Origin of the sequence: Butyrivibrio sp. NC3005, from assembly GCF_000424545.1 — a bacterium.
Classification (GTDB): Bacteria; Bacillota; Clostridia; order Lachnospirales; family Lachnospiraceae; genus Butyrivibrio.
Window position 1 is genome coordinate 57,859 of the sequence record NZ_KE384208.1, and the last position, 21,891, is coordinate 79,749.

The 21,891-nt window shown below is 33.8% G+C and carries 16 protein-coding genes; 12 read left to right on the plus strand and 4 right to left on the minus strand.

The window, feature by feature from the left end:
* Positions 1 to 304 precede the first annotated feature (304 nt).
* Together cbiB and G634_RS0116860 are read left to right on the plus strand one after the other, a co-directional pair.
* Entirely contained in the window at positions 305 to 1,315 is a 1,011-nt protein-coding gene (gene cbiB, locus G634_RS0116855; RefSeq protein WP_026506252.1) for an adenosylcobinamide-phosphate synthase CbiB, read from the plus strand.
* A 58-nt stretch (positions 1,316 to 1,373) separates the two neighbouring features.
* Positions 1,374 to 2,531, plus strand: a complete 1,158-nt coding sequence (locus tag G634_RS0116860) for a pyridoxal phosphate-dependent aminotransferase (RefSeq protein ID WP_026506253.1) — start codon at positions 1,374 to 1,376, stop codon at positions 2,529 to 2,531.
* A gap of 135 nt (positions 2,532 to 2,666) precedes the next feature.
* Here the strand turns inward: G634_RS0116860 and G634_RS22055 are convergent, their stop codons facing one another.
* Entirely contained in the window at positions 2,667 to 2,978 is a 312-nt protein-coding gene (locus G634_RS22055) for a M15 family metallopeptidase (protein WP_242826839.1), read from the minus strand.
* Positions 2,903 to 3,424, minus strand: a complete 522-nt coding sequence (locus G634_RS21720) for a hypothetical protein (RefSeq protein WP_051234225.1) — start codon at positions 3,422 to 3,424, stop codon at positions 2,903 to 2,905. Before G634_RS21720 ends, G634_RS22055 begins: the two co-directional genes overlap by 76 nt.
* A gap of 173 nt (positions 3,425 to 3,597) precedes the next feature.
* On the opposite strand from G634_RS21720, the gene G634_RS0116870 reads away from it, so the two are divergent.
* Positions 3,598 to 4,704, plus strand: coding sequence for a hypothetical protein (locus G634_RS0116870; RefSeq protein ID WP_026506254.1), 1,107 nt, complete (start codon positions 3,598 to 3,600; stop codon positions 4,702 to 4,704).
* A gap of 574 nt (positions 4,705 to 5,278) precedes the next feature.
* Here the strand turns inward: G634_RS0116870 and G634_RS0116875 are convergent.
* Positions 5,279 to 6,211 (minus strand): LysR family transcriptional regulator, encoded by a 933-nt coding sequence (locus tag G634_RS0116875; protein ID WP_026506255.1) that lies wholly within the window; start codon positions 6,209 to 6,211, stop codon positions 5,279 to 5,281.
* 213 nt (positions 6,212 to 6,424) lie between these two features.
* Here G634_RS0116875 and G634_RS0116880 point away from each other — a divergent pair, with 213 nt between their 5' ends.
* The 4 genes from G634_RS0116880 (at position 6,425) to G634_RS0116895 (ending at position 12,464) form a co-directional block, all read left to right on the plus strand.
* Entirely contained in the window at positions 6,425 to 8,440 is a 2,016-nt protein-coding gene (locus tag G634_RS0116880; RefSeq protein WP_026506256.1) for a methyl-accepting chemotaxis protein, read from the plus strand.
* A 460-nt stretch (positions 8,441 to 8,900) separates the two neighbouring features.
* On the plus strand, positions 8,901 to 9,989 hold the full coding sequence (locus tag G634_RS21725; RefSeq protein ID WP_051234227.1) for a peptidoglycan recognition protein family protein: 1,089 nt from the start codon (positions 8,901 to 8,903) through the stop codon (positions 9,987 to 9,989).
* A 429-nt stretch (positions 9,990 to 10,418) separates the two neighbouring features.
* Positions 10,419 to 11,759 carry an MATE family efflux transporter gene (locus tag G634_RS0116890; protein WP_026506257.1) on the plus strand — a complete coding sequence of 447 codons (1,341 nt, stop codon included), beginning with the start codon at positions 10,419 to 10,421 and terminating at the stop codon, positions 11,757 to 11,759.
* An 81-nt stretch (positions 11,760 to 11,840) separates the two neighbouring features.
* Positions 11,841 to 12,464: a TetR/AcrR family transcriptional regulator gene (locus G634_RS0116895; protein ID WP_026506258.1), complete on the plus strand. Its 624-nt coding sequence runs from the start codon at positions 11,841 to 11,843 to the stop codon at positions 12,462 to 12,464.
* A gap of 180 nt (positions 12,465 to 12,644) precedes the next feature.
* Here the strand turns inward: G634_RS0116895 and G634_RS0116900 are convergent, their stop codons facing one another.
* Positions 12,645 to 13,118 (minus strand): hypothetical protein, encoded by a 474-nt coding sequence (locus G634_RS0116900; protein WP_026506259.1) that lies wholly within the window; start codon positions 13,116 to 13,118, stop codon positions 12,645 to 12,647.
* 276 nt (positions 13,119 to 13,394) lie between these two features.
* Here G634_RS0116900 and G634_RS0116905 point away from each other — a divergent pair, with 276 nt between their 5' ends.
* The 5 genes from G634_RS0116905 to G634_RS0116925 all read left to right on the plus strand — a co-directional run bounded on the left by G634_RS0116905 (position 13,395) and on the right by G634_RS0116925 (position 21,784).
* A complete protein-coding gene (locus tag G634_RS0116905) occupies positions 13,395 to 15,392 on the plus strand; it encodes a methyl-accepting chemotaxis protein (protein WP_026506260.1) in 1,998 nt (665 codons plus the stop codon).
* Positions 15,393 to 15,534: 142 nt separating this feature from the next.
* On the plus strand, positions 15,535 to 17,016 hold the full coding sequence (locus G634_RS19835; RefSeq protein ID WP_051234229.1) for an amino acid permease: 1,482 nt from the start codon (positions 15,535 to 15,537) through the stop codon (positions 17,014 to 17,016).
* Between the two features lie 200 nt (positions 17,017 to 17,216).
* Complete coding sequence (locus G634_RS0116915; RefSeq protein WP_051234231.1) at positions 17,217 to 18,506, plus strand: glycerate kinase type-2 family protein; 1,290 nt, start codon at positions 17,217 to 17,219, stop codon at positions 18,504 to 18,506.
* The gene (locus tag G634_RS19840) at positions 18,503 to 20,044 is read left to right on the plus strand and encodes a glycosyltransferase (RefSeq protein WP_051234233.1); all 1,542 of its coding nucleotides are present in this window, start codon (positions 18,503 to 18,505) and stop codon (positions 20,042 to 20,044) included. Before G634_RS0116915 ends, G634_RS19840 begins: the two co-directional genes overlap by 4 nt.
* A gap of 18 nt (positions 20,045 to 20,062) precedes the next feature.
* The gene (locus G634_RS0116925) at positions 20,063 to 21,784 is read left to right on the plus strand and encodes an alpha-glucosidase (protein ID WP_026506262.1); all 1,722 of its coding nucleotides are present in this window, start codon (positions 20,063 to 20,065) and stop codon (positions 21,782 to 21,784) included.
* The last annotated feature ends 107 nt before the right edge of the window (positions 21,785 to 21,891 follow it).

Sequence of the window (21,891 nt, forward strand, 5' to 3'; positions counted from 1 at the left end):
AAAGGCTTCGCCTTGGACCAGTTTGCCGCTTGACTTTTGTTCTCACGAAACTCGCAGTAAATGCGAGTTTCTGAATATAAGTGACAAAAAGTCATGACTTCTTGCTGAGATTTAGGATAATCATCAGCAAGAATCCTGCTTCGCAGGACAAAATTTGTCTTAACGACAAATTTTGGTCTGATACGGTTCTTGATTTTCCTGATGAAAACAAGAATCTATAATCTTGCTGAATTTTGCCGACCTTTATGATATCATAAACTATTGATTGAATACAAATTTGGTAAAAAATGTAAGGTAGGTTGTTGTGTTTAAAAGTCACGTTTTGGCATTTATTATAGGTTTTGTTTTAGACCAGATTATAGGGGATCCATGGAATATGCCTCATCCTATAAGACTTATTGGAACACTTATCAGTAAACTGACAGATATATTTCTTTTGAAAAGAATTGATAAAAAAAGAAACAATAGTTCCAATAAAGGCAGTAAAAAATCGAGTAATCAAATCTTTCTTGGTACATGTATGTGGATTATTGTTGTTATGGCAACTTTTATGGCGACTTTTTTGATTATGTTTGCAGCTTCAAGAATAAATGTTTATGTCCAGATAGTAGTGGAAGCAGTCCTTACATGTTATATTCTTGCAGCTAAAAGCCTTCGTGTAGAAAGCATGAAAGTGTATTATGCACTTAAAAACGGTACTCTTGAAGATGCCAGATATGCAGTATCAATGATTGTGGGAAGAGATACCAATGTTTTGGATAAAGAAGGAGTGATAAAAGCAGCAGTAGAGACTGTAGCAGAAAATACGTCTGATGGAGTAATAGCTCCATTAATCTACACTTTTTTCTTCGGCCCTATTGGAGGCTTTGTTTATAAGGCTATTAATACAATGGATTCAATGGTTGGATATCATAATGAAAAATATGAGTATTTTGGGAAAACAGCCGCAAAGATGGATGATATTTTTAACTATATTCCCGCCAGGATAAGTGCTTTACTCATGATTGCGGCTTCTTTTATTCTAGGGAAAAGATATTCAGGAAGAAATGCCTTGAAGATTTTTAAAAGAGACAGATACAATCATAAAAGCCCAAATTCAGCTCAGACAGAGAGTGCATGTGCTGGCGCTTTGTCCTTAAGACTAGCTGGAAATGCAGTGTATTTTGGAAAAATGGTTGAAAAGCCTTATATTGGTGATGATATTCGCGATATAGAACTGGAAGATATAAAGAGAGCCTGTATATTAATGTATGCAACAGAGTATTTGTGTATGATTATTTTTGTTTTGGCTGCTGTTGGATTTATTTTGTTATGACCTTTTGGTAGAGAAAAATACGAAAAACGAATTAAGTAGTGGAGAAAAATACGAAAAAATGATTCATGGTGGAGAAATTTACGACAAGGCAATTGAATATGATTTTTCGGTTAATCTTAATCCAAATCCCTGTCCTTTAGAAGTAAAAGATGCCCTTATAAAGGCGATGGCGGATGTTAATAGATATCCAGATATCAGTCAAATTGATTTTCGGACTAAAGTGTCAGAGAGCATAAAGAGGTATATATATGAAGACTGTAAAGAATTCAATTTAGATGGTGAAATGTCTGAAAACGGGACCACATCCAGATATAAAGATATAGTAAACTTCAAGAATGTTCTTGGCGGAAATGGAGCGTCAGAACTTTTAATGTCACTTTTGAGGATGATAAATCCCAAAAAAGCATTGATTTTATCACCAAGTTTTTCTGGATATACACATGTTTTAAATACAATAAAGAATTGTACTGTAATAAAACATATGCTTACAGAAGAGGAAAACTTTAAACTAAGCGATAGAATATTGTCAGACATCGATGAAGCATTAGATGTGCTTATTTTGACAAATCCCAATAATCCAACGGGAATATCGATTGATAAAAGTCTTTTTGAAAAGATACTGAAAAAATGTAAAGAAAAACAAGTAAGTCTAATAGTAGACGAATGTTTTTTGTTATTATCTGATAATAGAAGCAGTGCAAAAAAATACATTTTCGATTATGAAAAACTTTATGTAATAGACGCATATACCAAGTTGTTTTCTATTCCAGGTGTAAGAGTGGGATTTGTTTTTTCTAGGGAAGAAAATATAGAAAGGCTTTCGCAATATCTGCCGGAATGGAACATGTCTGTATATGCTTTAAAAGCTGGAGAAGCTTGCGCAAAGAAGCTAATCGATAGTGATTTTGTTGAGAAGTCTATCGAAATGATAGATAAAGAAAGAGCGTATATTACTCGTAAACTTAAAAGTTTTGGACTAACAGTATTCGAGAGCAATACTTGTTTTGTATTATTTAGAATAGACAAATGTAATTCAAACCTAAACTTGTATGAACAAATGCTTGAAAAAAAGATTTTGATTCGTGATTGTAAAAGCTTTTTTGAAAAGGAAAGAGGCTATTATCGAATTGCTGTGAAAAACCATGAGGAGAATAAAGCTTTGTTAAATGCTTTAGAATCAGTGCTGGTAAAAGAGAGTATGACTTTTTGTCACTAGTATTCAGAAACTCGCATTTACTGCGAGTTTCGTGAGAACAAAAGTCAAGCGGCAAACTGGTCCAAGGCGAAGCCTTTTTAAATGGCCCGTTTGCGTAGTTTTTGGAACGTAGTGACAAAAATCTATAGGTGTTCATTATCTTTGCTCAAAGTGCTGAAAGTCCTTAACTGTTCTCCAGTTTCCACCCCATTTAAAGCCATTATTTTTGAATGCTTTATATACGAGATCATTTTTGGTAATTGCATGCGCTTTTGAGTCTCGTTTTTTTAGGCTGTTTTTTTCATACAGCTCTTTTTTGAATATTGTTAATGAGCCATTTTTATTTACTTTGGCATACGGGTTTTCATGTGGGTTAATATCTATTGCTAATCCTAAAGAGTGCTTGGATAGCTTTTTAGTTCCTTGAATAACTCTATAATTAAAGCAGGAAGTGTTATCAATAAGCATACAGGTATCATCTGTTGTAAGACTGTCTTTATTCCAAAAATCATCAGGAAGATGCATTTGTCTGATTTGATAGTGTGAGCAAAAAAGGTTTTGAATACGTTTAAGGTATTACTTTCAATATTTTTATTCACTATCATTTCGCCAACAACAATTTTGCCATCAAAATTGTAATGAAGCATTTTTAAATATCTCAGGTCATCAAGTGAAATATCTTTATTTTCTACATACGTTTTACCGTATATTCTTTTATAGATATTATCATCTTTTTTAATCTTGACTGAAGTGAAATACAAATCCAGATTGGTACTATCAATTTTATTCTCCTCTATGACAGTGCCTGCATCGAGGCTTTTAATATCTGTAATATACTCTTTAGCATTACACTCTAAAGAAAATATCAAAAATAAGCATACTAAAAAAGCAAACGAATTTAAAAATTTTTTCACGTTAAAATCAATACTCCTCTTAATAGTTTTTCTGCTTACTGCATTATTATAAAGAACGTAACATACAATATATCATTTTTTTCAATTAAAATAAAGGTATCAAAGTACTTTACAAAAGCTATTTTGTGCTAGAATATAAAATGTTTGCATAATTCTTTAAGGAGGAGATTGAAATGAAAAAGAGATTGTTAATCGCAGCTGTTTTAGTCTGTTCTATGCTTAGTGGTTGTGGAGATAGTATTTTTACAGATGATGCTGCAAATGATACTGCAACAAATATTTCAAGTAAAGCCAGTACATTAGAAGATGAAGACCTGGCTAATAATTCTGGAGATGATTTGTCTGGCAAAGGTGATTATTCAAAGAATGCTTGGGATAATGCAGTAGGCAATAATTCAGGCAGCGCTTCTTCTATTGATTATAAGAAACTTGGTGTTACTAAAACCGAGTACGGTGATACATTCCAAATGGGAGATAACTTAAAGACAGTTCTTAGAGTTATATGCTACCCATCATATACAGATGGTAAATGGGATAATAGCATGACAGAAAGTGATGCTAACTGGAAAAAAACTTTCATAAATAGTTATCTTCAAAACAGCTGGTGCGGATATGATTATCTCACTAATATTATGGATAATAATAATGGAATAATGTCAAAAGAGCAGGTAGAGTATGTTCAGTATTCTCTTACCGGAAAATACATAGAGTTTAATGATCTTGAAAACGGAGAAATAAACACTAAAAATAGTTCAAGCGGTTTTGGTGATGGAGAAATCCGTTCTTATAATGTTGATTCTTATAATATTTCTGATAACACTATAAAACTCACTCTTAAGTATGCTGTTTACTATGAAATTTCCAGTATTGAATCTGGAGATGCTGATGCTACTTTTGATGTATCTGTAGTTTTGAACAAAGATCCTTATAGCTGTTTTGATGGTTATAATATTGTTTCCATTGAAAAAACAGAAACAACTCCAAAGCTTAGCGCAGATAATAAGACTCATTACATATCAGGAGACATTTTAGATATTGATGAAGATAAAAAAGTTATCATGCTGGAGTATCCATACGGGGATGATGCAATAAACTGCAATTCTAATTTTGGCCATTCTGTAAATATTGATTGCTCAGAACATCCGGAATTAATCGATACAGTTAAGTCTCTTAAAGATGACGGGTATTACTCAGTCAAAGTCGGATTCATTTTTGATAATACAGTTTCAACGCCATTTTCTACTGTTAAAGGAACTTCTGTTGAAGGGATAACGAAGTGACAAGAATCTATAAATTTTTGTTACTGCGTTCCAAAAACTACGCAAACTGGCCATTTGAAAAGGCTTCGCCTTGGACCAGTTTGCCGCTTGACTTTTGTTCTCACGAAACTCGCAATAAATGCGAGTTTTTGAATGAAGTTGACAAGAAGTCATGCCTTATTTTTTGAATACTTAGTAGATTAGTTTTGCTGGCTTGTAATATTTCATGAGCAGAACTGTTTATAAACGTTGGTCTGGGGTTTAAAGGCATAAATAATGCCTTTAAATCTGCCTACGGCAGACGACATAATTTAAAAGTGTTTAAATTATGCCGCATTTACTTATGCGCTGTATTTTAGCGCATTATGTACCATTACGTTTATAATCAAGCGAAAGCGTGTCTGCGACGAAATATACAAACAGCAAAACGGACTATATGTCGACAAAAAACTATGACTTCTTGCTGAGATTTAGGATAATCATCAGCAAGAATCCTGCTTTGCAGGACAAAATTTGTCTTAACGACAAATTTTGGTCTGGTACGGTTACCTGTTTTCCTGATGAAAACAATAACCTATATATTTTTGTCAGAGCCTTAAATCAAATCTCCTCTAACATCCTCTAAGTAGCATTTTAGTTCAGCGATAAATTCTTCTCCCATTTTACTTAAAATACTGTTTCTCTTTGTTACATATCCAATTTCCATAATGCTGTTAGGGTTATCTTCGTCTTCGTGGAAGGGAATGGCGACAAATCCATCGCCATTTAATCTGCTGGAGATAATTCCTGAACAGAGGGTATATCCATTTAAGCCGACCATGAGGTTGAGCATAGTGGAACGGTCACATACTTTTATTGTTTGTGGATATATGTTTTCGCTTAAAATTTCCTCAGCTAGATATATTTCATCATCTGATTGTTCAAAAGAAAGTCTTGGATACTGCTCTAATTCCTGCATACTTATCGATTTGTTTTTTGCCAAAGGGTGATTTCCCCACAAATAAACATAAGCCCTGCATTGAATTAGCGGAGTGAAAATCAGTTCATGTTCTTTCATGATTTTACGAAGAGATTTTTCGTTTCCTGCACTTAAGTATAATATTCCAATTTCACTTTTTAACGAGCTTACATCTGTAAGTATTTCTTTAGTATGAGTTTCTCTTATGGCAAAATCGAACTGCTTCATATCATATTTTTTTGCCATTTCAACAAAAGCCTGAACTACAAATGAATAATGCTGAGTTGAAACTCCGAATTTTCGTTTATAATTTCCTTCACCTTCGTATTTGTGCATTATGATGTTATAGTGTCTATAAAAATTTTTGATATCACTTAGAAATTCGACACCTTCTGGTGTGGGGATAACTCCCTTGTGAGTTCTCAGAAAAATAGTAAAGCCGATTTCCTTTTCTAATTCTTGAATTGCACTTGTTAATGTAGGCTGTACGATGTGAAGTTTTTCTGATGCTTTATTCATCGAACCATATTCTTCAATAGTTAATGCATAGAGAACCTGTTGTAGAGTCATTTTATCACCGCCATTTTTGTATAATAAGTGTTTTATACATCTTAAAAGGTATCGCCTATTATGTCAATGGGTTTATTCTGGAAAAAGTCATTATTCGGCGAATTATAAGATTTTTATAAAATAAAGTTTTGATGTTATCATATAGAGTTTTTTTACCGAATAATTGTTTAAGAAATGTCAATTTTTTTAAAACCTGATTATCAGGAGGTCGTTATGGCTAAAACAAATAATTCAAATGTTACTTTTTGGAACAGTGTTAAAACGCGATTAATATCTGTAATGATGCTTATTTGCGTTGTTCCTATGGCGGTTGCCCTTATTATTAGTTATGAGAGTTCTATGGTTCAGGCGGTAAAAGATGCCAAGACTAAGGGTATTCAGCGTGCTGAGATTGTTGAGAAAGAATTCTTAACTATATTTATTCAAAATGTACGTATGATGGAGTCAATTTCTCATAGCAAACAGGTTAAAGAACTTCTTTTGGACCCAGATCATAAAGATATCGATGGTGTTCAGCAGTATTTAATTATACTTAATGAACATCTTGGTGATGGAAATGATATTATCGTCGAAGATGCAACAGGACAACAAATTGTACGAACTTCTGGAAATCTAGTTAATGTAGCAGACAGAGAGTTCTTTAAAGAAGCTTTAACTGGAAAAGAGGTTATTTCTGATGTTCTTGTGTCAAAATCTACAGGGTTAAAGGTAGTTGTTTTAGCTATTCCAATAAAGGATTTAGAGGACAAGGAAGTTATTGGTGTTGTTCAAAAATCTTATGATTTGTCTTTCCTACATGAGTTTTTGGCAGGAGTATCTAATCCTGCCAGTGGAGAAGATTCATTTATCGTTTCTAGAACTGGTGATTTGATAGCACACTCATCTATGGAATTTGGTGTTAATGATGAAGTTCCAAATTATAGCCAGTTACCATTTTTTACTGATGGAAAAGAGAAGGGAGATTATAAAACAAATTTTGATGGTGTAGAGTATCTTATTGGATATCAAAGAGAAAGTCAGACTGGATGGATTATTGTATCAGCTGCTAACTATAATATGACACTTGGTTCTGCAAGAAGAAGCGCACTTACAACAGTTGCATTAGGTGTGATAATGCTGGTTGCTGCAGTGTTCATATCACTTACATTGGCAAATTCATTTACGAGACCACTTCGTTTGCTAAACGATTGTATCAGCAAGCTTGCGACCGGAAAATTCCAATCTATAGATAAGTATACAAACCGCAAAGATGAATTTGGTGAAATTATAAATAATACAAATTCTGTTACAGATAAGCTTAGTGCAATAATACGAAATATTAAAGAATCTACAGCAGCTGTTAATAGTTCATCAGATGATGTATCGCAGACTGCTAATCAGATTTCACAGACCTCAGACAACGTAGCTAATGCTGTTCAGGAAATTTCTTCAGGTGCATCTCAGCAGGCTAACGAGATTCAGAGTGTAACCGAAAATGTTGTTAAGATTAGTGAAGCAAACGAAAAGGTACAGCATAATACAAGAAAACTTACATCTCTTGCTACAGATATGCAGAAATCCAGTACTATTTCCTCTGAGAATCTGGGATCTTTGCAGAAGAGTAGTGAAAAGATGAGTGATAGCATAACTCAGATTTCTGAAAAGGTTGGTGCTACAAGTATTGCAGTTGAAAATATCAATTCCAAGGTTGAAGAGATTGCTTCTATTGCAAATCAGACTAACCTTCTATCACTTAATGCTTCTATTGAGGCTGCTCGTGCTGGTGAAGCCGGAAAAGGATTTGCAGTTGTTGCAGAAGAGATTAGCAATCTTGCAGATAATTCTAAGAATCTTGCAAGTGCAATCAGAGCAGAAATGGATGTTTTGCTCTCGGAGTCAGGTTCCGCAGTTGAAATGGCAAATGCAGTAAGACATGAAAATGAACAGCAGCAGGAAATTATTATGACGACTGTTCAGAATGTTCAGGATATGATAAATGACGTTTCAGCTACTACAGAAAGAGTAAAGAAGATTGAACTTGAAGTTGATGAGTGTATAAGTGCAAATGGTATTGTATCAGATGCAATGACATCACTTTCAGCTGTAAGTCAGGAAAATGCCGCATCTGCAGAAACAACAGGTGCAGCTGGACAGCAACTTTCGGCAACAGTATCGTCTCTTGCTGGTTCGGCAGATTCTTTGAAACAGATATCTGATAAATTGTTCAAAGATATGGAATTTTTCCAGTAAGCTAACAAATATATGTTTTGATTTTAATAAAAAAGCAAGATATGATTCAAAATACAATATGTTGTGATAGTTTTTGTTTTTTCAAAAAAGATTCATTTTGAGATTATTTAGATAAAAGGAAAACTAGTCGATGGCTTGTTTAAGCAAGTTACCGGCTAGTTTTTGTTTTGCATATAAATGTTACTGTTTAGACTAATCAGCGTATTGTGCTAGATGCTTTTTGGGAAAGAAATTTACCAAAAAAACAATAATATTTATCGAAAATGTAATTGATTGTAAAAAAATGTAATAAGTTGTACAATAAAAATATGACTTCTTGCTGAGAGTTTGGATAATCATCAGCAAGAATCCTGCTTTGCAGGACAAATTTTCTCTTAACGACAAATTTTGGTCTGGTACGGTTATTGATTTTCCTGATGAAAACAATAATCTATAAAATCTAGAAACTAGGGGCGGACGGATGGATTTTCAGACAGAATATGATAAGAAGCATTATAGAAAAGCAAATGGAATAATCAATACTAATGTGGAACGAAAAAAATACTCGAAAATTCCTATGCAAAGAAAAGATATACTGAATAATCAAGGATCATTAAAGAAAAGAGTAGAGTTTTCAGGACATAATGTAAAAAATACGGAAGGTAAAAATTACAGAAAGAGTTCTATACAAGGTAGTGATTGGGAAGGGTATACAATAAGGGCAGTACGTGATAATGATTGGACAGAATATATAAAAACGCCTGTTAATGAAGTTGATATACGAAAGGAATCAGGTAAAAAATGTGATTATCATGATAATATCAGAGCTTTTGGAAGCGGTACGGTTAGATCTGATAATCGAACTCAAGTTGAAAGAAAAGCGGCAATAGATAATGACAAAAAACTATATAAAAATAGAAAAAAGATTATGAGACATACCGTTTGTCTAATCGCAATATTCAACGTGAGTTTATTTCTTGTTTTGATAATTGTAGTTCTGTTCTCCAAAAATCCTGGAGAGAGGACCGTATATAGTAATTTTCAGGAAGTTAAAAATATAGTATTTCCAATCGATAAAACTCAGATTGCAAAGGATATAAAAATACCGGATTGGATTGATGTTCAGCTGATTGACGAAGGTAATCCGTCTAGAAGAGGGTATAAACTAGACACAATAAATGATATTGTAATTCATTATGTCGGAAATCCTGGAACTACTGCAAAGCAGAATAGAGATTTCTATAATCAGGAAGATTCCGATGTTTGCTCACATTTTGTGGTTGGGCTAAATGGAGAAATAATCATGTGTGTGCCGCTTGATGAGTGGTCTTCTGCAAGTAATCACAGAAATCATGATACTATTTCTATTGAAGTCTGTCACCCTAATGATGACGGGAAATTTACTGAGGCATCGTATAAGTCTTTGGTAAGGCTTGTAAAGTGGCTTTTAGAAGAATTTAAGATGGATTCAACTCATGTAATAAGACATTATGATGTAACAGGAAAAGAGTGCCCCAGATACTTTGTCAAGCATCCTGAGGCATGGGAAAAATTTCTTTCAGATTTATAAAACTTCAACATGATTATTTTCTGTAAAGCTGTCTGAAATCTCGAAATAGAAACCAAATCTAGATTATGTTCTAGTATTGTGGAAGATTATTTTTTATTTGCATCCATCTTTGAGTATCAGAGTAAATTCTGCGGCGTCATGCCAATGAGCAGGAAAAGTCTCAGGTCCTTCCCTGTCTGTAACTGTATTTGTTCTTTAGTAATAATTTTCATAAGAGTATTATAACAAAAATCGGGCAATTTTTAACAAAAAAATAATTTTAATCATTTAGTCTTTTTGTTAGTATGTTAATGAGATGATAGAATACTAGTACTACGTAAATAGTGATATGGGAAAGTATGTCTACAGTTTCGTCAGGGGTTAATAGGAAAATGTTTGGATTTTTCAAGAAGAGTTATTAAGAGATAGTTTATAGGAGTATTTTATTTTATGTCTAGAAATGAATCAAAAGTATTAAATATGACTTCGGGTAACAGCTTAAAGCAGATTGTTCTTTTTTTTATGCCGCTTTTATGGGGCAATCTGTTTCAACAGTTCTACAGCCTTGTTGATAGTATAATTGTTGGAAAAGGAATTTCTGATAAAGCGCTTGCTGCTGTTGGTGCAACCGGAACTTTGAATTTTTTTATTTTGGGTTTTGTGGTTGGAATGACAAGAGGTTTTGGAATTCTTTTTTCACAGAGTTTTGGAAAAAATGATTATGAAAAGCTAAATGCTTATATTAAATCAGCTAGAAAGTTATGCATTGTGATAGGAACTATAGCAACTGTTTTATGCATTATTTTTCTTCAAAAGATGCTTCTTTTTATGAAGACTCCGGATGATATTATAGGTGATGCATATAGTTATTACATAGTTATTCTTATTGGAATTCTTATTACTGTATTGAATAACCTTGAGATTACTATACTTCAATCACTAGGTGATTCTAGAACTCCGCTTTTTGCAATGATATGGTCATCTATTGCTAATATAGTGCTGGATTTGTTCTTTATTAAAGTGGTAGGAACAGGAGTTTGTGGAGCTGCTATAGCTACGCTTATGGCGCAGGTTATTTCATTTTGCATATGCATGATGAAAATAAAAGGAATCGATATTCTTAAGATTAATGGCAGCAGTAAAGAAAAAGAAGTAAAACTCATTGTAGAATTATTCAAGATAGGACTTCCGGTTGCGCTTATGAATTCGATTACAGCAATAGGTGCAATGGCTTTACAGTATTTTGTAAATCTTATGGGGAGTGCGTATGTTGCGGCTTATTCTGCATGTATGAAATTTGCTTCTTTATTTGAGCAGTTTGGAATGTCTGTCGGATTATCAATGATGACATTTGTTGGTCAGAATGTTGGTGCAGGCAAATATGATAGAATTCGCAAAGGAGTTAGACAAGGACTTGTATTATCTCTTATAGTTAATATTCCGCTTATTATGCTGATGATATTTGTTCCGGAAAGTCTTGCAAGGATGCTTTTAAGTGATTCAGAAACAATAGGTTATTGTAAGGATTTTATGCCTGTTCTTGGAGTATGCTTTATGGCTCTTGGTTGGTTGTTTGTCTATAGATATTCAGTTCAGGGATTGGGTAATACTGTTATTCCAATGGTGTCAGGAGTCCTAGAAGTTGCAATGAGACTTATTGTTGGATTTGAATTTGGAAAAAACAGCTTTAAGAATATAGCTGTTGCAGAAACTGCAGCATGGATAGGTGCATTTGTAATGCTGATGATAGCCTATTATTACCTAATGAATAAATTTGAGAAAAATCCTTAGATATAAGCTTTACAAGTAAAAGTTAACAGTGTATTCTTATAACACTGTTAGCTGATACCTTTATAAAAGCAAGAGGTTAAGATGCCAAGAGATAAAATAGAGAATCATGAAAAGATAATAGTAGCGGCATATAGGGAATTCTTAGTGTATGGATTTCAAGAGGCATCAATGAGGCGAATTGCATCAGAGTGTGGAATGAGTGCACCTGGCTTGTATAAACATTTTCCAAGCAAAGAAGATATGTTTGCAGCTCTTGTAAATCCTACGATTGACGGGCTTTTTAGTATATATAACGATATTGAAAGAGCATATAACAGCGAACTGGATTCTCAAAAGTCATTTGATTCTTCTATGGTATGGGAAGATAAGAAAGAAACAATGGCTTTTATGGAATATATTTATAATCACTTTGATGAATTTAAGCTTATTATTTGTAAGTCTCAGGGAACTAGATATGAATGTTTTACACATGACATTGCAGTTCTTGAAGAAGAAGTTACAATGCGCTATATGAAGAGATTAGAGTCTAAAGGCCGTAAGTTAAAAAAAGTTGACAAAAAAGAATTTCATTTGCTAGTTACAACGAATATTGAGGCAATATTTCAGGCTGTAGTACATGATTTTTCCAGAGAAGAAGCCATGCATTATGCAGAAACATTAGAGCTTTTTTTTGTTCCGGCATGGCGCACACTATTTGGTTTATAGTCGTTTTTAGAAAAGAAATCTTTATTACGAAGAATCCTATAGCTAAAGGTGATGTAGTTGATTGGGATTCTTGCTGATGATTATCCTAAATCTCAGCAAGAAGTCATGATTTTTGTCACTACGTTCCAAAAACTACGCAAACTGGCCATTTGAAAAGGCTTCGCCAACCTATAGATTGTGTCATAGTAAAATTCTTTTTAAAAGCTCAATATAATTAATTCCGTACTCCATTAAGACAACATACAGATATCGACCTATGGAAATAATAAGTCCAGTTGCAAATAAAAAGGTAAAAGCCGCTTTAAAAAGGCTTTCTTTGAGAATCTCTTTTCTCATAAGTTCAGAGAATGCTTCGTTAGGATTAGCTGGATTATAATAAACATTCTGCCATTCGCCGACTTCTCTGTATCTTGTCTTTTCTTTTATGACTTTTATACCAAGGTAATCGATTGCAACAAATGAATATATGATTTCATGACCATTGTGTGTTGTCTTTAAATCTATTTTATCTTTTACCATTCCAGAAGTTACTCGTGAACAATTCTTTAATTTACGTATTATTTTGCTATGGCGAATGTGTGCTAAAATAGCCCATGATAAGCATGAAAGCTGGGCCAGATTAATCAAAATAAAAAATAATTCTTTGGATATCATGACGTTTCTCTTAAACTATATGCGGTAAATAATGTAACTTTGCTATTATATTACAAACAATTGTAGATAGTAAAGCGTTATTTTTTTGTCAAAAAATAGGTATTTAATAAATATTTGTACGGATAATGTCGATATGTTATATGTCCCTATATATTTTTTTGTACAAATATGCGTAATATTGAAGACTTAAATGTGAAAGTATAAAAAAATATTTGTATGTTCTAGAATCATTTTCTTTGTGTGAATATTATTCAGACAAAGTCCATGGAGGTAAAAATGAAGAGCATAAAACATAAGCTGATTTTATTTGTAGGATTGCTGTTTTTAGTTGTATGTGTAACCTTGAGTGTGACATCACTTGTGAATGCTACAAGGGTTCTTGAAAGCAGTACAGAAAATTCTATAAAAGAAGTTGCAAAGCAATCCTCTGGAACAATTAGTAGTCTTATAAAAGGAGATTTAAAAGAAATCAGTTCTATTGCTGCAAGAGCAGATATTTCCGATCCTCTTTTATCTAAAGAAGAAAAAGTCGAGATTCTTAAGAAAGAAGTCGAAAGAATTGGCTGCCTAAGAATGGCATATATAGATCTTGATGGGGAATCACTAAGCACTAATGGAAAGTCTCAGAATCTTAAAGATAGGAACTATTTCATTAATGCACTTGATGGAAAAACAACTGTTACAGATCCTTCCATTGGTAAAAGTTCAGGAGAACTTTTGGTTTTTTATGGTGCACCTGTAATGAATGATAACAAAGTTATAGGAGTTTTGCAGGAAATCCGTGATGGTAATAATTTAAGCGCGCTTACAAATGAAGTCTCCTATGGAAAAGGTGGTTTTGCATATCTTGTTAACGCCAAAGGGACTATCATTGCATATCCAGAAAAAGATATGGTTATGAATGAAGTTAATCCTATAGAAATGGCTTCTTCTGATACTTCTTTTAAAGGTTTTGCAGAAGCTCTAACAAAGGGAATTAACGAAAAAAGCGGCTTTGTTTCCTATGAATATAAGGGAAGTGAAAAATATACAGGATTTGCTCAGGTGGAGGGTACTACCTGGGAAGTATTTGTAGTTATTGATAAAAGTGAGATTTTAAGTGGATTGAGTAATCTTCAAATAACTATTATTATTACTTCAGGCATAATGCTTGTTGGAGGCATCATTATTGCATATGTTATTTCTCATGGAATTGCCAAGGGAATAAGAGCTTCTTCACAAACTTTGGATAATCTTGCAAGAGGAGATTTAACTGTCAGCGTTTCAGATGAGTATATCAAAAAGAAAGACGAAGTTGGAGATATGTCCCGTTCTATGCAGGAAATGGCCAAATCTTTTTCAAATACTATAAGTAGTATCAAGCATAGATCTTCAGATATTGATGAACAGTCAGAAAGGTTGTCTACAACGTCAGAGGAAGTAAGTTCAGTATCACAAAATGTTGCACAATCAATTACTGAAATTGCAGAAGGAACAACCAGCCAATTCGAGAATTTAAAAGAGGTTAAAAATATTCTTGATGATTTTGGCAACATGATGACTAAGATTGTAAGTGAAATACAAGATGTCGATGATACATCCAATTCTATTAATGAAAAGGCTGTCTCCTCACGTGAAGATATGAAGAATATTGATTCTTCTGTTAAAAATGTTGGAAAACAGTTTGATGATTTTAGAAAAAAGATTGATGCACTTGGAGATAACATTTCAGAAATTAATCAGTTTACAAGTGTAATAAATGAGATTTCTTCGCAGACAAATTTGTTAGCTTTAAATGCCTCGATTGAAGCAGCTAGAGCTGGAGAGGCAGGTAAAGGTTTTGCAGTTGTAGCTGAAGAAATCGGACATTTAGCAGAACAATCTCAGGAATCTGCTGAGAAGATTAGTCAGCTTGTAGTTGGTATTTCTCAGGAAACCTCGAATATTATCAAAGAAACTTCAGTTATGGATAATGAACTGATACATCAAAGTGATATTATCAAAGAAACTATTGAATCGTTCCAATCCATAATTGCTTCTATTGATGAAGTGCTTCCAAAGATTAAGACAGCTGAAGTTACCGTCAAAGACTTGAATAATTTAAAAGATGACATAATAAACAATATTGATGATGTGTCGCTTGTGGCATCGAAAGTGTCAGCATCATCTCAGGATATATCAGCTGCAGCTCAGCAGCTAAGTGCTTCTATTCATGAAATGTCCAGCATAGCAGATACGCTAAAAACAAGCACAGGTGAAATGAGAGAGAATGTAGATATATTTAAGACAATGTAGTAGACAAAAAATGACATTTGTGTTATTTTTATATACGCTGCAAAATTATTCATTAATTTTGCAGCGTATATTTTGGTCGTAATTAATCAATACGCCGAAAGTATAATAAATGTTTCGAAAGAGAAGGAGTTGTTGTTAAAAAATGGATTCTAAACGTATCAAATGGTCAACGCTTGCATTTATGGCGTTCTCGACGGTATGGGGATTTGGTAATGTGTTGAATGGCTTCGTATACTTTAATGGTATTCAGGTCATTTTTAGTTGGATTTTGATGTTTGCACTTTATTTTATCCCATATGCTCTAATGGTTGGTGAACTTGGTTCTGCTTTTAAGAATTCAGGTGGTGGTGTTAGTTCTTGGATAGAGAAGACATCTGGAACCAAACTTGCATATTATGCTGGTTGGACATATTGGGCATGTCATGTTACATATATTGCTTCAAAGTCTTCTGGTGGTTTGAAAGCTTTGAGCTGGGCTGTTTTCCGCAACGGAGAAACCTACGATAGCTTTTCAACATTAAAAGTTCAGTTGGTTACTTTGGCTGTTCTTGCAGTTTTTTGTTTTATTGCTTCAAGAGGTCTTAATCCTTTGAAGAGCCTTGCAACTATAGCAGGAACCAGTATGTTTGTAATGTCAATTCTTTACATTTTGATGATGTTCGCTGCACCTGCAATAAACCCTCATGGTGGTTATCTTGCAATGGATTTTAGTGCTAAATCTCTTATACCTAATTTCGATTTGAAGTATATTACTTCTTTGTCAATTTTGGTATTTGCAGTTGGTGGATGTGAGAAGATTTCTCCTTATGTAAATAAAGTTGAAAATCCAAGTAAGGGATTTCCAAGGGCTATGATTTCACTTGCAATCATGGTTGTTATTTGCGCAATTCTTGGTACTGTTGCAATGGGTATGATGTTTGACCCTGCTGTAATTAACAGTTCCAATGAGAGTTTTGAAGCATATAACTCAAATGGTTCCTATTGGGCATTCCAGAAGCTTGGTCAGTATTATCATGTTGGTGACAGCATTCTTCTTATATATGCTATTTGTAATGCGATTGGTCAGTTCTCAACACTTGTTATTAGTATTGATGCTCCTCTTCGTATGCTTTTGGATAATGAGAATTCCACTCAGTATATTCCTTCTGCTCTTTTGAAGAAGAACAAGTTTGGCGCATACATTAATGGTATCTGGATGGTATTTGTTCTTTCTGGAGCAATTATAGCTATTCAGTCATTTGGATCAGGTGCAGCAAAAGTATTGAAGCAGCTTACAAAGCTTAATGCGGTATGTATGCCTATGCGTTATTTGTGGGTATTCTATGCATATATCGCACTTAGAGCTGCTAAAGGAAAGTTTAATCCTGAATATCGCTTTGTAAAAAATAATGTATTAGCTATTGTTTTTGGTTCATGGTGCTTCCTTGTTACAGCTGCAAGCTGTATCCTTGGAATGTATGATGCAGATGATAAGTTTACAAGTTTCCTTAATGTTGTAACTCCAATTGTTCTTATGCTTCTTGGAATTATTCTTCCATTCCTTGCAAAGGAAGAGAAGAAGAGAGGTGTATCTAATATAGGACAGCTTATCTGGTATATTATTACAAATAAGAGTAAAAACTGATTAAATAAATATAGAAAAAGTTACGTTTATTTATAACTTTAAAAACCACTGATTGATCAAAATTAATCAGTGGTTTTTTTCTTATACCAAAAACTGATATAATGAAAAAGTGCTGTTTTTATGGAAAACAGGTCATATCTTTAGAAACAAAGTAACTTAATAATATATAGCGATAAATATTAACATGGAAGGTATGTTTCATGGAAAAAATAACTTGTATCTTTACAGGAAAAACTGATGATAAAAATAAACTTGGGGAAGATGCATCAAAAATCATTAATGCTTCAATAAAAAGTGCTTTGCCGGATACTGCAGTGAAAAAAGCATTAGAAAATATGCCTTTATGCAGTGGTAAAATATATCTTGTTTCAATAGGTAAGGCTGCATGGCAGATGGCAAGCGCGGCCAAAGAAGTACTACAGGATAAACTTGAAGCAGGAATATGCATTACAAAATACGGGCATGTTAAGGGAAAAATTGAGAAAATTAGTTGTTTTGAAGCAGGTCACCCGATTCTTGATGAAAACACAGTTATAGCGTCTAGAAAAGCTATTGAACTTGTTAGTAATCTTTCATCTAAAGATTTGGTAATATTTCTGGTATCAGGAGGTGGTTCTGCGCTTTTTGAAGATCCAAAAGTTTCGCTCGATACTCTTAAAAGTATAAATGAGGAACTTCTTGGCTGTGGAGCGGACATTACAGAGATAAACACTATAAGAAAAAGGCTCTCTAATGTAAAAGGAGGACGATTTGCCAAAATTTGTGAACCAGCCAAAGTGTATTCTATTGTCTTATCAGATATTATAGGTGATCCGCTTGATATGATTGCATCAGGACCTGCCTATCCTGATAAATCATCGTGTGAAGATGCTATAGGAATTATTACCAGATATAATCTAAAAATATCCAATGAAGTTCAAAATCTTTTAATGGAGGAAACGCCTAAAAAGCTCTCTAATGTGACTACTATTGTAACAGGAAGTGTAAAACAGCTTTGCAAAGCTGCAGTTTCAAAGGCAAAAGAGCTTGGATATGAACCGTTTATCCTGACTTCCAGTTTAGACTGCGAAGCAAGACAGGCTGGAAAATTTTTGGCATCAATAGCAAGAGAATATGCTGATTGTGGCAAGAATCTTGCGTTTATTATGGGAGGAGAAACGGTTGTAAAACTTACAGGAAATGGTCTTGGTGGTAGAAATCAGGAACTTGTACTTTCTGCAGCAGATGGAATATCCGGGGTGCCGGGGACGTGCATATTTTCTGTTGGAAGTGATGGTACAGATGGACCAACTGATGCAGCAGGCGGAATTGTATACAGTTTTACTAAAGAAATACTTTGTAGTAAAGGTATTAATATAGTTGATGTATTAAATGATAATGATTCCTATAATGCACTTAAGCTTTGCGAGGGACTTATTAAAACAGGACCTACAGGAACTAATGTTAATGATATAGCAGTTTTATTAATCAAAGGGGGAATTTCGAAATGAATATTTGTTTATTAAATGACTCTTTTCCACCAGTTATAGATGGTGTTGCAAATGTAGTAATGAATTATGGCAAGATTCTGACCAATAAGCTTGGAGATAATGTTGTTGTGGGCACACCTCGTTACCCAAACGAAACTTATGAAGGATATCCATATAAGGTGATTGCATATCCAAGTCTTGATACAACAGATTTTATTAAAGGTTATAGAACCGGAAATCCGCTTGCAATGAGAGAAATATCGCAGATGGCTAAGTTTGAGCCAGACATAATTCATACACATTGCCCTGCCTCGTCTACTATCATGGCCAGAATACTCAAACATGAAACAAAAGCTCCTATTGTATTTACTTATCACACAAAGTTTGATGTTGATATAGCAAGAGCAGTAGGCGAGGGGTTTTTGAAAAAAGAAACAATTAAGGCTATGGTTAGTAATATTTCTGCCTGTGATGATGTATGGGTGGTATCTGAGGGTGCTGGTGAAAACTTAAAATCACTTGGATATGAGGGAGAATATCGCGTTATGTCTAATGGAGTGGATTTTCCAAAAGGGTGCGTAGAGGAGAACCTTGTTAGAGAGGTAACTAAAGATTACGATCTTCCTTGCAATATTCCTCTTTTTCTTTTTGTCGGCAGAATCATGAAGTATAAAGGTCTTAATATTATAGTGGATGCTTTGAAGAATTTGTCCGAAAAAGGTATTGAATATAGAATGGTGTTCGTAGGTTCTGGAGCAGATGAGGATGAAATAAAAGAAAGAATAAAAGAATATGGCATTTCTCTTGATGTGGCTGATTCAGAAGGCGATATTACTCATTTTAATACTGATAGCGTAGGAAAAATTATTTTTACAGGTCCTGTTTATGACAGAGAAAAGCTTAGAGCTTGGAATACCAGGGCTGATTTGTTTTTGTTTCCATCTGTATATGATACGAATGGTATTGTGGTTAGAGAAGCTGCTGCCTGCAGTCTACCGAGCGTGTTAATAAAAGATTCATGCGCTGCAGAAGGAATTACTCACAATCGGAATGGATACTTGATTGAAGAAAGTCCTCTTAGCATGTCAAATCTCTTAGAAGAATTATCACGAAATCTTGATTTGGTTCATAAAGTGGGACAAAATGCTATGAATGAAATATATATTTCATGGGAAGATAGCGTCAGAATTGCTGAAAACAGATACAAAGAACTGAAAATTATGTCAGATAGAGGAGAACTTGAAAAAAAGAGAAATCAAAGTTCTGATTACGTTTTGAAATCTGCATCGTTGATTCTAAAAGGAACAGAACATGTATTTGATTTTCCAAGAAATCTGTATGGCGGAATGAAGGAAAATATTATCGATTTTAAAGGCGGTTTCAAGGGAAACCTTCATGATTGGAAAGCGGATTTTTCTGAAATTGGTCATGGACTTAAGCATGAAATAAAAGGTGATTGGAAAGAATTAAAAGAAGATTTTTCTGATTTCAAGGATGATATCAAAGACAAAATTCCTGAAAGTATGAGGAATTTATACAAGAAAAAAGCAGATATTTAGAAAGGATGAGCCATTTGTATGGGTACAAGTAACGGACAGGAAACAAACTGGTTTAAGCGAATGAGTTTTTATCAGATTTGGGTGCGTAGCTTTGCTGATGGTAATGGCGACGGAATTGGTGATTTATACGGAGTTTATGACAAACTCGAGTATATAAAAGATTTAGGAGTGGATGGAATATGGTTTTCACCAATCTATCCATCTCCTGATGCTGATTTTGGTTATGACATTTCGAATTACAGAGATATACACAAAGATTTTGGAACATTAGAGCAATTTAAAAAAGTGTTGGATAAAGCACATAAATTGGGTTTGAAGGTGATAATGGATCTTGTTGTAAATCACACTTCAGACGAACATCCATGGTTTATAGAAAGTCGTAAGGGAAAAGATAATCCGTATAGTGATTATTATATCTGGCGTGATAAACCTAATAACTGGGATAGTCTATTCGAAGGTAAAGCATGGGAGTTTGATAAGGAAAGAAAACAGTACTATCTGCATATATTTGCCAAAAAACAACCTGATTTAAATATGGATAATCCCAAAGTACGTGAAGAGGTTAAGGATATTTTACGATATTGGCTTGACATGGGAGTTGATGGCTTTAGGGAAGATGTTATTAATTTTATTTCAAAAAAAGAAGGACTACCAAACGGAATTCCATTTATTCCGGCAGTAAACGGAATGCCATACTATAAGGATGGACCGCATATTCATGAGTATATGGCTGAATTTAGAAAAGTATGTAATGAATATGATTGTTTTCAAATTGGCGAAGGCCCGATGACAACAGTGAAGTCGGCACTAAAGTATCTTACAGGAGAAACAAAATCTCTTGATATGATGTTTTCTTTTGATCACATGATGGCTGATTGTCTTTATACGGAGTATGTTCATCGTCCGTTTTCTTTGATTAAGTTAAAAAAAGCTTTTTCAAAGTGGCAGTATGCTCTTGCTAAAGATGGATGGAATGCGCTTTATTTGGAAAATCATGATCATCCAAGAATTATAAGCCGATATGGAAACATGCATTATTGGAAAGAAAGCGGAAAAATGCTGGCAGTTTCATATCTGTTTCAAAAAGGAACTCCATTTATTTATCAGGGACAGGAAATAGGAATGACCAACATAAAGCTTAGCTCAATCGAGCAATATGTTGATGTCTCAAGTAAAACTAATTTTAATACCTATCACTTAAAAGATAGTATAGAGGACAGATTAAAGCGAATACATATATCAAGCAGAGATTCTTCTAGAACACCAGTTCAATGGAATGATGGCTTGTATGCTGGTTTTTCCACTTCTAAACCGTGGTTTTTCATAAATCATAATTATAAAACAGTAAATGTTGAAACAGAGTTAAAAGATGAGCAGAGCATTTTGAATTTTTACAAAAATTGTCTTCGTCTTCGAAAAAATACAGAAACACTTATCTATGGAGAATATAAAGAATATTTTCCGAATGATAAAAATATTTATATGTATGAAAGAGTACTAGAAAATGATAAGTATCTGATTATTTGTTCTTTTTCAAAATATAAACATAGCTATAAACTTCCTGATGAATATATAAATCTTAGAGGCGAAATGATACTTTCTAATTACAGGAAGTGTGAAATACTTGGCTGCGATGATTTGAACCTTCAATTAAAAAATAAATACAGACTTCTGGATAGATTGAAAAATGCGGATGTATTAGAACCGTATGAGGCTAGAGTGTATCATACGATGGTTTGAAAAAGATATAGGTTTTTGTCACTACGTTCCAAAAACTACGCAAACTGGCCATTTGAAAAGGCTTCGCCTTGGACCAGTTTGCCGCTTGACTTTTGTTCTCACGAAAC

Coding starts and splice junctions, on each gene's coding strand:
- G634_RS0116860 (WP_026506253.1), top strand. CDS start 1,374: ATGATTCATGGTGGAGAAATTTACGACAAGGCAATTGAATATGATTTT.
- G634_RS22055 (WP_242826839.1), bottom strand. CDS start 2,978: ATGCTTATTGATAACACTTCCTGCTTTAATTATAGAGTTATTCAAGGA.
- G634_RS0116870 (WP_026506254.1), top strand. CDS start 3,598: ATGAAAAAGAGATTGTTAATCGCAGCTGTTTTAGTCTGTTCTATGCTT.
- G634_RS0116875 (WP_026506255.1), bottom strand. CDS start 6,211: ATGACTCTACAACAGGTTCTCTATGCATTAACTATTGAAGAATATGGT.
- G634_RS0116880 (WP_026506256.1), top strand. CDS start 6,425: ATGGCTAAAACAAATAATTCAAATGTTACTTTTTGGAACAGTGTTAAA.
- G634_RS21725 (WP_051234227.1), top strand. CDS start 8,901: ATGGATTTTCAGACAGAATATGATAAGAAGCATTATAGAAAAGCAAAT.
- G634_RS0116890 (WP_026506257.1), top strand. CDS start 10,419: ATGTCTAGAAATGAATCAAAAGTATTAAATATGACTTCGGGTAACAGC.
- G634_RS0116895 (WP_026506258.1), top strand. CDS start 11,841: ATGCCAAGAGATAAAATAGAGAATCATGAAAAGATAATAGTAGCGGCA.
- G634_RS0116900 (WP_026506259.1), bottom strand. CDS start 13,118: ATGATATCCAAAGAATTATTTTTTATTTTGATTAATCTGGCCCAGCTT.
- G634_RS0116905 (WP_026506260.1), top strand. CDS start 13,395: ATGAAGAGCATAAAACATAAGCTGATTTTATTTGTAGGATTGCTGTTT.
- G634_RS19835 (WP_051234229.1), top strand. CDS start 15,535: ATGGATTCTAAACGTATCAAATGGTCAACGCTTGCATTTATGGCGTTC.
- G634_RS0116915 (WP_051234231.1), top strand. CDS start 17,217: ATGGAAAAAATAACTTGTATCTTTACAGGAAAAACTGATGATAAAAAT.
- G634_RS19840 (WP_051234233.1), top strand. CDS start 18,503: ATGAATATTTGTTTATTAAATGACTCTTTTCCACCAGTTATAGATGGT.
- G634_RS0116925 (WP_026506262.1), top strand. CDS start 20,063: ATGGGTACAAGTAACGGACAGGAAACAAACTGGTTTAAGCGAATGAGT.